Raw genomic sequence first — 10966 nt, forward strand, 5'->3', positions numbered from 1 at the left:
ATCTTTTACCCACCCCTTATCATGAATAAATTCATCCTCGCAGCGCCTATGCTGCTCGCCTTTTCGGCCTACGATTGGGTTGCGGATTTCTTTGAGCCGGCATCCCCGCTCAGCTACACGGCGATGGCCGCGCCGGCCGCTACGAACAAGCTGGCGGCCCTCAAAGGCCTGAAAAGCACAAAGTCCACGGCGGCGGTGAGCGACGTGGTGAATGCCGCTAACGCCTTCATTGCCACGCTCAGCACCGCGCAGCAGGCCACGCTGTTGCAGGCGTATAATTCGACCACAGTCACAAAGTGGTCAAATCTGCCGGTGAATTCCACCAACCGTATTGGCCTGCGCCTCGACGCCCTAACGGCGGCCCAGCAGACGGCTGCGCTGGCCGTAGTGCAGGCAGCCACGGGCACCGTGAGCGGCGACGGCTACAACGAGATTCAGCAGCTCCGCGCGGCTGACGACTACCTCGCGGCCAACGGCGGCGGCGCAGCCTACGGCAGCGGGGTGTACCTGATTGCGTTTCTGGGTACGCCCTCGCTCACCGGCACCTGGCAGCTGCAGTTTGGCGGCCACCACCTGGCCACCAACATCACGTATGGCAATGGGCAGGTAAAGGGCGCCTCGCCCAAGTTTGAGGGCACCGAGCCGCTCACGTTCAGCACGCCCAACAGCAACGTGTTTGCCACTGGCACGGCCTGCGCGCCCATGTCGAACGAGGGCTCGGCCATGCTGGCCATGCTCAACGGCCTCACCGCCGCCCAGAAAACCACGGCCCGCCTCAGCCAGAGCTTCAACGACGTGGTGCTCGGGCCGAACGGCAACGGCCAGTTTCCGGCCACCAAAGTGGGCCTGGCCGTGAACACGCTCACGGCCGCCCAGCAGGCGCTGGTGACGGAAGCCATGCGCCCCTGGGTGCAGGATTCCGACGATGCCACCGCCGCCAGCCTGATGACCACCTACACCAACGAGCTGGCCGGCACCTACATTGCCTACGCCGGCACCGGCAACCTCACCACCAACGGCGACTACGTGCGCATCGACGGTCCCACGGTCTGGATTGAGTTCATTTGCCAGAACGGCGTGGTGCTGTCCGGCATCCACTACCACACCGTGTGGCGCGACCACGCCCGCGACTACGGCGGCAACTTCTTCGGCACCTACACCACCGTGAGCGGCACCAAAGCCGCGGCGGCAGCCCGGGCGTTCTCGGTCTACCCCAACCCGCTCATTGGCGGGCAGCTGCTGCAGGTGCAGCTGGCCAGCCCCGCCGTGGCCGCCACCTACACGCTGCGCAACAGCCTGGGCCAGGCGGTGCGCACGGCCTCGTTCCGCGGCCAAGCCACTGAGGTGCCCATCGGCGGCCTGGCGGCCGGCGTCTACCTGCTCAGTGTGAAGGCCGATGCCAGCCCGGCCGTGACGCAGCGCGTGACGCTGGAGTAGCCGGGCCGGCTTTCGGCGCAGAAGCCCCGTCCGGCGTGCCAGGCGGGGCTTTTTGGTGAGCCGGGTTCGGGGGGAGGTTGCGGGGGCAGGCGCGCCGTTGGGCGAGTGCAGGGCGCCAACCGTCGATTGTGGGTGGCGCAGTTTCAAGACACGGCGGATTTTTGAAACACAATTGGTTGCCCATCTCAAGGCTGCGTAAATTTCGATGACTACCGCTCCCCTACCCGTTTACAAATCCCGGTTTCTGAAGGCCGACCGCCGCACCGTTATCCAAGCGGAAGGCGGGCAGACGTACCGGACCAGCTTCGAGCAGCCGGCGCGGCTCGATGATATTTTCATTCGGCCCGGCGCTTCAGTGCAGATGGATGCGACGGGCCTGACCGGCCAACTGCTTGTGCTGCCCATTGTGGGCGGGGCCCTGCTCACCACGGCCCAGACGGTGGAAACGGCTTTGCTGCCGGGCTACCTCTACACGGTGCCGGCCGCGGAAGCCGGTTCGCTCGTGCTGACCAACCCTTTCGAGAAAGAAACGGTCAATATTCTGCTGATACAGGCGCCGGTGCCATCGGCCGCCGCGGCCGTGGTGCAGGAGTTTCAATTGCCGCTGACAGAGAAAAACGTGCTGGTGGCGCCTGACAATCCAGCCCTGCCGGTGCGGGTGGGCTTGTACGACAGCCGGGTGAAGGGACATATCCCGGCCCTCGGCCTGGGTGGCTTTTCGCTGTGCTACGTCCTCAACGGCTCGTTCGAAATTGAAGACCGGCTGGCCGAGCACCGCGACGCGCTGCTGCTCTGGGAAACTGCTGAAATAGAATTCGAGGCCCTGTCTGAAACGGCCATTTTGCTTTACCTGGAGTTTGGCGCGTCAAGCTGAGCAAAGTTCAGAATGCGCCAATATCTCCTCTGGCTCCCCTCTCCCTTGGGAGAGGGGCCGCCCCGGAGGGGTCCCGTGAGGTGTCACGTCAGCCGAAGCGGTAGAGATGCTTCGACTGCGCTCAGCATGACCTGACAAACAGATTTTTAAAATTTTAACCCAACGCATGCTTAAACTTTTCCGCTTATGAACCGAATTGACTTCCTGAAAAAGAGCTTTGGCTTCCTGGGCATGGCGGTGGTGGGCCCCTCGCTGCTGGGCGGCAGCGAGGCCGAGGCCTGCACCGTGGCCAGCACCGAAACAGCCGGCCCCTTCCCCACCATCAACCCCGCCAGCTACGTGCGCAACAACATCATCGGCACGCGCACGGGTGTGCCATTCACCATTAACATCGCGGTGAAAAACGTGCTGAGCAACTGCGCCGCCGTGGCCGGCCTGCTCGTCGACATCTGGCACTGCGACAAGGACGGCAACTACTCGCAGTACGGCGGCACGCAGATGCAGCAAACCAACTATACCACCCAGGACTTCCTGCGCGGCCGCCAGGTGACCAATGCCAACGGCCTGGTGAGCTTCACCAGCATCTTCCCCGGCTGGTATTCGGGCCGGGCCACGCACATCCACGTGCACATCTACACGGCCAGCGGCACCAGCCTGCTCATCTCCCAGATTGCCTTCCCGGAAAGCGCCACCAGCGCCGTGGTGACGGTGAACGCGGCCACGGCCATGGGCTACACCAAGGGCATGAGCGGCTACACCTACAACGCCAGCGACAACGTGTTTTCGGACGGCACGGCCACCGAGATGAGCACCATCACGGGCAGCGTGGCGGCGGGCTACGTGCTCAACTGGGACGCCTTCATCTCGTCCACGGCGCTGGCTACCAAGAGCGCCGCGGCCGAAACCCAGTTCCAGATTCGGCAGAACTTCCCGAACCCGGCCAGCGACCTGACCCGGATTCCGGTGGTGCTGCGCACGCCCTCCGAAGTGCAGGTGACGGTGGTGTCGATGACCGGGCAGCAGGTGCTCCGGCAGGTGCTGGGCACGCTGAGCGCCGGCGAAAAGATGATTGATTTGGACGTGTCGGCGCTGGCCGCCGGCAGCTACGTGACCACCGTGAAGGTGGCTAACCTGGCGGGCACGTTCACGCAGTCGCAGCTGCTGTTGAAGAATTAGGGGTTTGTAGCGCGGACTTTGTAGTCCGCGTCCTTGCGCTATTTAGAACTGCCCCAATGGCGTGGGGACGCGGACTACAAAGTCCGCGCTACACCCCAAACTGTGAAGTTGAACCGTGCTGTTGAGCCCGAGGCTGGTCGCTCCCACGGCCGGCCTCTTTTTTTTATTTCTGCGCATCCAGCCCCGCCACCAGCCGCTGCATGGCGTGCTGCCGGAAGGGCGAGGGCGAATCGAGGCCGGTGGTGAAGTTGTAGCGCACCACCACGATGTCCAGGTTGCGAAAGCGGTCCAGATACGATGGCACAGCCCGAAACAGAGCCAGCACCTCGTAGCTCTCATAGATGAGAAAGGTGCGGCGCCGGCTGCCGTGAAACAGCCGCTCCTTTCGGGCCAAATCGAAGTAGCCTGTGAGCGGCGAGGAGTTGAAGGCGAACACCTTTTCGATGCGCGGACAGGTGTAGCCGGCGTGCTGGGCCAGCCCGCCACCCAGCGAATGGCCCACCGCGAAAATGCGCGCCCGCCCGCCATAGGCTGAATCGAGACGCGCCACCACGGCGGGCGTGAGGGCGCGGGCCTGTTCGTACTGGTCCCAGAGGCCGGGCCAGTTGGTGACGGGTCGGGTATTGGCCACTCAGTCGGCAAACTCCAGGTAGTTGGTGCCCCGAAACACCAGCACCGCCAGCGGCCGGGCGCCGGGGCGCGCCTGCACCCACACGTCGTACACCATGCCGCCCAGCATTTTTTGGCCTGGCGCGGCAGCTAACGGATACGTGAACGAAAATGGCCGCCAGCCGCGCCGGGCCAGCTCGTAGCGCTCCACGGCGTACTTGGCGGTGTCCTGGCGGTAGTCGGGCCGGTGGGTGGTTGTCTTCACACCTGAGTACACGATGGCGCTGAGCATGGCCATATCGGATGCCAGCTGGTAGTCGGCATCGCGCAGCGTGGGCGTGAGCTGGCCCTGGGCCAATTGGGCGGGTGTGCGGTGGTACTGCAGGTTTCTGATGGTGACTACGGCGTCATCGGGCCGCTGGCAGGCACTGAGGAGTAGAAGTAGACCCCAAGCGAGAATGACAATAAAAACCGGTCCTTTCATTCTCTAGCTGGCTTGTCCCACCCATACCAGACCAGTTTGCACGGCCACGCAAGCCTCGCCGGTTGGTGATTCGATAGGCCAATGCGGCTTGCGGGAAGCCCACTGGCCCAGCTCTGCAAAATCCTCTGGCCAGAAAATGTCAATTCTTTTCCTGGCGCTCCATTGCAGCTCATCAATGCCCGCCACCATCTGGTACTCAACGGGCAGCGGTAACGCTAGTGCTTCGCCAAATGCTGTTTCATATCGAGGGGTTCGCTCACAAATGGCGGCCACTAATTCCGATTCGCCAAAAGCAGGTTCAAACAGCCACACGGCCAGATAGAAGGTCGGATAATGCTGCCGCAATTGCACCTGCCATTGCTTGAAATCAGCAACCAATTTGCCTAGCCACAGCTTCCGAATGGCAAGTGGAGGCTTGTCACTCACGAGCCAGGGTGTTAGCCCCAGCTTTTGCGTGTCGTACTGGTCCTGCGCTATTCGCGTCATATTGGGCAATGCCAACACAGCTGCCCGCTGCTGGTGCTGCTGCAGGTGCCGACGAAAACCACGAATCCGTTTTTTCCTCATGAAGGCTTCTTCCTGGAAGCACGGTGCTTTCAAGAAGAAGCAAGCTACACTATGAGCCCCTATTTGCCGCCCCTAGCTCAACGTCAACCCCTCCGCCGTGAAGCGCCGGTAAATCCCGGCCAGAATTTCGCTTTTGGTGAGCTGCTCCTGGCGGATGTTGGTAATCCAGAACAGCACTTTGAGCTCGTACACCTGGCCGTTGATGCTGCTGAGCAGGATTTCGGGCGGCAGGTTGTGCAGGGTGTAGGGGCTGGTTTTGATTTCCTCCTGGATGAGCGCGCGGGCTTGGGCCAGGTTGGTTTGCAGGTCGTCGGTGGCGGAGGTCATTTTCAGCACGAGGTCGACGCGGATGTGGTCGTTGGTGCGCGTCCAGTTGATGACGTGGTTGGAGAGCAGGTCGCCGTTGGGCACGATGATTTCGGAGCCCGTGACGGACGTGAGCTTACTGGAGCGGATGCCGATGTCCTGCACGCGGCCCGATTTGCCGGCTACTTCGATGAAATCGCCGACATGGAAAGGCCGCTCAAAAATCAGGATAATGCCCGACACCAGGTTGTTGACGATGCTCTGCAAACCCAGGCCGATGCCCACGCTGAGCGCGCCGAACACGATGGCGATTTTGCTCAGCGGCAGGCCCGTGGCGGCGGTGGCCAGCGCGAAGCCCACCAGCACCAGCAGCAACCGCAGCGCCACCAGCCACGAGCCCCGGCGGCGCGAGTCGGAATCGTCGTCGCCCACCTCGCCGAAGAAGTAGCCGATGTAGCGCTGCAACAGGGTGGAAATGTAGAGAATCAGGAAGAAAAGCAGGATGTTGCCAAACGTGAAAACGGTGCTGCCGATGGTGTGCGGCGCCGTGAGGGCGTGGTCGAAGAAGCCGTAGATGGCGTTGTACACGTTCAGGTTCGAGGTGAAGACCACCAGCCAGAGCGCGCCGGCCAGCACCGTGAGCAGGCACATGAGCTGGGGCTCGATTTTGTCGTAGTCGAAGGCCGCCGTGCCGCCCTCGCTGCCCCGGCTGCACAGGATTTGCAGGTGGAAGGCTTCGGTGAACAGCTCGATGAAAACCGCCAGCCCGATGCCCTGCGTGAGCCCGAAAATGGCCGCCGTGCTGAACATCTTGGCCAGGCTCAGTCGACCCACCACGTTGCAGACCATGGCCAGGCCGTTGAGCCCGATGAACAGCCAGGCCACCGGAATCAGGAACCGCATCTGAGCCAGGGTTTCGCGCAGGCGCAGCAGCAGCAGCACGCCCACGCCCACGGCCAGCGCGTTGAGGCCCAGCAAGCCCCAGCGGGCCAGCAGGCCGGTGGTGGCGTTGGCGTTGGCCACGCTCAGGCCCACGAAAAACGCCACCAGCCCCAGCCAATACAGAAACAGCCGCCGCGGCCAACTCCTCGCAAACACCGCCGTGAGCGCCACCAACAGCAGCAGCTGCAGCAGCGCCAGGTACACGGGCGGCGGGTGCAGCTCCAGGGCCGGCGCCAGGCTGAACATCACCACCAGCGTGGCCGCCACCGGCCCCGGCCGCAGGTAGTGAAAGGGCTCGGCGATGACCAACTCCTGCTTCCGGGCCCGGCGGTAGTTGAACGACACCCAGCCGTAGAACACCAGGCCGATGAGGGCCATGTAGGCCCAGTTGTCCCAGTTGTGCACGAAGTAGAAGTTGATGATTTCGCGGCGGTACTGGCCGGCCTTGCGGGCCTTGGGGTCGGCCGGCAGCTTCGGCGGGGCCGACTGGGCCTCCCAGAGGGGCGGGTAGTTGAGCTTGGCGTTGGTGCGGCTGTAGCGGCGCAGCTGGTCGCCCACCTCGTCCTGCAGCTCCATGCCCTGGATGTAGCTGGCGGCCACCTGCGTCTGCAGCTGCTTCACTTTGAGAAACCGCTTGGCCAGCAGCCCGCCAATGCGCTGCTGCCGCGCCAGCAGGGCCGAGTCGGAGCGTTCTAGGGCCAGGGTAGTGGCATCGGGGCGCGGGACGCGCGGGGGCGGCGGGGCAATGGTTTTGAGCCGGGCCTGCATGGCGCCCAGCTGCTGGTGGGCTTCGGCCAGCTCGGTGCGCCAGTCGGCCAGCTCGTCCTGCAGGGTGGTGAGCATGAGCTGGCACATCTGCAGCTGCTTGATGTCGACCACCTGTCCCTTCTGCTTGAGGGTGTACTGAATGGCCTTGAGGTTTTCCACCACGTCGGGCAGGTCCTCGGCCAGGCCGCGCGTGTCGAACACCTTACGCACCTGCCCCGAAATGCTGCTGAGCGTGGTGTAGCCCACTTCGAGGCGGTAAGAATCGTCGCGGGCCACGGTGGTATCCACGGCCATCGTGTCTTCTTTGACGACGGTGCTCTGGGCCCGGGCCGGGGCCACGGCCAGCAGCCAGAGCAGCAGGCAGGTCAGGGGCAATTTTGCGGAAGCCGGCAAGGGATTTGGAACGGGCATACAGGAGCTTTAGACCGGAAAAGTACGCGCCGAACGGCCGGAAAGACGGGCCCGGATTTCGGCAAAAGATGCAGCCGGGCATTCTGCCGTTTAACAGGAGCATTGCATCGACGGGCCGGAATATTTGTAGCACATGCTTTAGCTTGTACTTCGTTGCACGGTTCCGGCACACTGGCGCGGTTCCGTGTGCTACGTGCAACGCCCGCCCCTCTCCTTCCGTCTGTCTCTGCTATGATTAAACCCCTGCTGACCTTCCTCCTGCTCGCCGGCCTGGCCGACACGGCCGCCGCGCAAACCACGCCGCTCTACATGCCGCGCGACATCAAGGCCGCCTTCGCCAAAGGTACCCGCAGCCCCGACGGCCGCCCCGGCCCCAAGTACTGGCAAAACCGCGCCCGCTACGACATCACCGTGCAGGCCGCGCCGCCGGCCCGCGACATTCGCGGCCGCGAAACCATCACCTACTTCAACAACAGCCCCGACACGCTGCGCCAGGTGGTGCTGCGCATCATCCAGAACATCCACAAGCCCGGCGCCAGCCGCGACGGCGATGCGGCGGCCGACTACCTCACCTCGGGCGTGGTGATTGACACGTTTCTGGTGGCGGGGCAGTCGCGCCCGCTGCCGCAGAACCTGGGCACCGCGCCGGGCGTGCGCCTGCCGCGCCCGCTGGCCCCGCACGACTCGGTGAAATTTGCCGTGGCCTGGCACTTTCCGATTTCCAAGGAAAGCGGCCGTGAGGGCATGATTGACCCCACCACTTACTTCCTGGCCTACTTCTACCCGCGTATTGCCGTGTATGATGATTACGCCGGCTGGGACCGACTGCCCTTCGTGGACAGCAAGGAGTTTTACAACGACTTCAACGATTACACCCTGCGCGTGAAAGCGCCGGCCAACTACATCGTATGGGCCACCGGCACGCTGCAAAACCCCGACCAGGTACTGCAAAAGGACGCCGCCAAGCGCCTCAAGCAGTCGATGACCAGCGACAAGGTGCTGCACATCGCCACCGCCGCCGATTTGGCCAAGAAAAACATCACCGCCCAGCAGCCGATGAACACCTGGGTGTGGACCGCGCGCGACATTTCGGACATGACTGTGGGGCTGAGCGACCATTACGTGTGGGACGCTGCCAGCGTGATTGTGGATGCCAAGGCCAAGCGCCGCGCCAGCGTGCAGGCTGCGTATGCGGATTCGACGGTGGATTTCCGGGAGTCGGTGAAAAACGCCCAGTTTGCGCTGGGCTGGTTTTCGAACCCCAATAACTGGCCCGGCGTGGCGTATCCGTTTCCCAAAATGACGGCCTTCCAGGGCTTTGCCGACATGGAATACCCGATGATGGTGAACGACAGCCCGCAGAAGGACCCCAAATTCGCGCAGTTCGTGCAGGACCACGAAATCGCCCACACCTGGTTTCCCTTCTACATGGGCATCAACGAGAGCCGCTACGCCTACATGGACGAGGGCTGGGCCACCACGTTCGAGCGCCTCATCAACACCGCCGAAAACGGCGCCGAAACGGCCGACAAGTTCTACAAGCAGTTCCGCGTCAGCCGCTGGATTAACGACCGCAGCACCACCCAGGACCTGCCCATCATCACGCCCAGCAGCGAGCTGAAGGCCGGCTACGGCAACAACGCCTACGGCAAGCCCTCGCTCAGCTACTTCGCCCTCAAGGATATGCTCGGCGATGCGCTGTTCAAGAAAAGCCTGCACGAGTACATGGACCGCTGGCACGGCAAGCACCCCATTCCGTGGGATTATTTCAACTCGATGAGCAGCGCCAGCGGCCAGGATTTGAATTGGTTTTTCAACAACTGGTTCTTCACCAACAACTACATCGACCTGGCCGTGACGACCAGCGGCAACACCGTGACGGTGCAGAACATCGGCGGCTTCGCCGTGCCCTTCGACGTGGTGGTGGAGTATGCCGACGGCAGCAAGGCCACGTTGCACCAGTCGCCCGCCGTGTGGCAGGCCAACCAGCGGCAAGCTGTTATTATCCTGCCCAAAGCCGCGAAATCAGTGCGCCTGGACGGCGGCATCTTCATGGATGCCAACGAGAAGGACAACGCCTGGTCACAACGCTAGGCCCGCTTCACCCGCTCATCTGCTGTTGATTGGCCGGCGGGTAACATTTTCTTAACATCAGCCAAACCAACTGCGAAAACCCCTTCGTAGGTTGCGTAGCAAAGCCCCGCGCTGCCGGTCAGCGCGGGGCTTTTGCTTGCTCACCTTCACGCGACTCTATGCTCCTACTTTTCCTGTTTCTGGCGGTGCTGCTGCTCACGTACTCCAACGGCGCCAACGACAATTTCAAGGGCGTGGCCACGCTCTGGGGCAGCGGCACGCTGGCCTACCGCCCGGCCCTGGTGCTGGCCACGGTGGCCACGTTTGCCGGTTCGGTGTGCTCGTATTTCTTTGCCGAGGAGCTGATTAAGAACTTCTCCGGCAAAGGGCTGGTGCCGGATGAGATTATCGGGTCGGTTGATTTCACGCTGTCGGTGGCGCTGGCGGCGGGCGTCACGGTGCTGCTGGCCACGCGGTTTGGCTTCCCGGTTTCGACCACCCACGGGCTGGTGGGTGCGCTGGTGGGCGCCGGCCTGGTGGCGGTGGGCACGGCGGTGAATTTCGGCAAGCTGGGCAGCACGTTTTTCCTGCCGCTCATTCTGGGCCCGGTGCTGGCCGTGGGCGTGGGCAGCCTGGTGTACGTGCTGTTTCACCGGGGCCGCCGGGCGGCGGGCATCACCGAAGAATCGTGCGTGTGCGTGGGCGATTCCTGGGTGCCGGTGGCCGCCGCGCCCACGGCCGCCTTCACGGCGCTGCCCACGCTGCAAGCCGGCATCGGCACCGAGGCCGAGTGCCAGAGCCGCTACCAGGGCAGTTTCATCGGCCTAAAATTTCAGCCGCTCATCAACAACCTGCACTACTTCAGCGCCGCCGCCATGAGCTTCGCCCGCGGCCTCAACGACACGCCCAAGCTGGTGGGCCTGCTGCTGCTGTGCAAGTTTTTCGCCATGCCCGTGAACGTACTCATCCTGGCCGTAGCCATGGCCATCGGCGGCTGGCTGAACGCCCGAAAAGTGGCCGACACCATGAGCAAGAAGATTTCCAAGCTCAACCACGGCCAGGGCTTCACGGCCAACATGGTGACGAGCCTGCTCGTGATTTTTGCCAGCAAGCTGGGTTTGCCGGTGTCCACGACGCACGTTTCGGTGGGCAGCATCTACGGCATCGGCTTGGTGAATGGCACGGCCAATTCGCGCGAAATCGCCAAAATCGGCTTGTCGTGGCTGCTCACGCTGCCGGTGGCGGCGCTGCTGAGCGCGGGGTTCTATTTCGTTTTTCACACGCTGGGCCGGTAGCGCCTGACGCCGGGACCTCACCCC

Annotated in this window: 9 protein-coding genes; 5 read left to right on the top strand and 4 right to left on the bottom strand. The window is 63.2% G+C overall.

Going from position 1 to position 10966, the window contains the following annotated elements; translation table 11 throughout:
• Nucleotides 1–21 precede the first annotated feature (21 nt).
• The 3 genes from Q5H92_RS00690 (at nt 22) to Q5H92_RS00700 (ending at nt 3487) form a co-directional block, all read left to right on the top strand.
• Nucleotides 22–1437: a DUF3500 domain-containing protein gene (locus tag Q5H92_RS00690; RefSeq protein ID WP_305009530.1), complete on the top strand. Its 1416-nt coding sequence runs from the start codon at nt 22–24 to the stop codon at nt 1435–1437.
• Between the two features lie 205 nt (nt 1438–1642).
• Complete coding sequence (locus Q5H92_RS00695; protein WP_305009532.1) at nt 1643–2311, top strand: hypothetical protein; 669 nt, start codon at nt 1643–1645, stop codon at nt 2309–2311.
• Between the two features lie 186 nt (nt 2312–2497).
• Complete coding sequence (locus Q5H92_RS00700) at nt 2498–3487, top strand: dioxygenase family protein (protein WP_369811104.1); 990 nt, start codon at nt 2498–2500, stop codon at nt 3485–3487.
• Nucleotides 3488–3650: 163 nt separating this feature from the next.
• On the opposite strand, the gene Q5H92_RS00710 is transcribed toward Q5H92_RS00700, so the two are convergent.
• The 4 genes from Q5H92_RS00710 to Q5H92_RS00725 are packed head-to-tail and all read right to left on the bottom strand — an operon-like array spanning nt 3651 to nt 7538.
• Nucleotides 3651–4118, bottom strand: a complete 468-nt coding sequence (locus Q5H92_RS00710; protein WP_305009533.1) for an alpha/beta hydrolase family protein — start codon at nt 4116–4118, stop codon at nt 3651–3653.
• On the bottom strand, nt 4119–4580 hold the full coding sequence (locus Q5H92_RS00715; RefSeq protein WP_305009534.1) for a hypothetical protein: 462 nt from the start codon (nt 4578–4580) through the stop codon (nt 4119–4121).
• A 3-nt stretch (nt 4581–4583) separates the two neighbouring features.
• The gene (locus tag Q5H92_RS00720) at nt 4584–5180 is read right to left on the bottom strand and encodes a hypothetical protein (protein ID WP_305009535.1); all 597 of its coding nucleotides are present in this window, start codon (nt 5178–5180) and stop codon (nt 4584–4586) included.
• Nucleotides 5181–5219: 39 nt separating this feature from the next.
• The gene (locus tag Q5H92_RS00725) at nt 5220–7538 is read right to left on the bottom strand and encodes a mechanosensitive ion channel domain-containing protein (RefSeq protein WP_305009536.1); all 2319 of its coding nucleotides are present in this window, start codon (nt 7536–7538) and stop codon (nt 5220–5222) included.
• Nucleotides 7539–7805: 267 nt separating this feature from the next.
• Here Q5H92_RS00725 and Q5H92_RS00730 point away from each other — a divergent pair, with 267 nt between their 5' ends.
• Nucleotides 7806–9668: a M1 family metallopeptidase gene (locus Q5H92_RS00730; protein WP_305009537.1), complete on the top strand. Its 1863-nt coding sequence runs from the start codon at nt 7806–7808 to the stop codon at nt 9666–9668.
• A 158-nt stretch (nt 9669–9826) separates the two neighbouring features.
• Entirely contained in the window at nt 9827–10942 is a 1116-nt protein-coding gene (locus Q5H92_RS00735) for an inorganic phosphate transporter (RefSeq protein ID WP_305009538.1), read from the top strand.
• Nucleotides 10943–10966 lie beyond the last annotated feature (24 nt).

This window comes from Hymenobacter mellowenesis (assembly GCF_030581005.1).
GTDB classification, from domain to species: Bacteria; Bacteroidota; Bacteroidia; order Cytophagales; family Hymenobacteraceae; genus Hymenobacter; species Hymenobacter mellowenesis.

Bases quoted from the DNA above. Each gene is read 5' to 3' on its own strand.
- Q5H92_RS00690 (WP_305009530.1), top strand. From the start codon at position 22: ATGAATAAATTCATCCTCGCAGCGCCTATGCTGCTCGCCTTTTCGGCC.
- Q5H92_RS00695 (WP_305009532.1), top strand. From the start codon at position 1,643: ATGACTACCGCTCCCCTACCCGTTTACAAATCCCGGTTTCTGAAGGCC.
- Q5H92_RS00700 (WP_369811104.1), top strand. From the start codon at position 2,498: ATGAACCGAATTGACTTCCTGAAAAAGAGCTTTGGCTTCCTGGGCATG.
- Q5H92_RS00715 (WP_305009534.1), bottom strand. From the start codon at position 4,580: ATGAAAGGACCGGTTTTTATTGTCATTCTCGCTTGGGGTCTACTTCTA.
- Q5H92_RS00730 (WP_305009537.1), top strand. From the start codon at position 7,806: ATGATTAAACCCCTGCTGACCTTCCTCCTGCTCGCCGGCCTGGCCGAC.
- Q5H92_RS00735 (WP_305009538.1), top strand. From the start codon at position 9,827: ATGCTCCTACTTTTCCTGTTTCTGGCGGTGCTGCTGCTCACGTACTCC.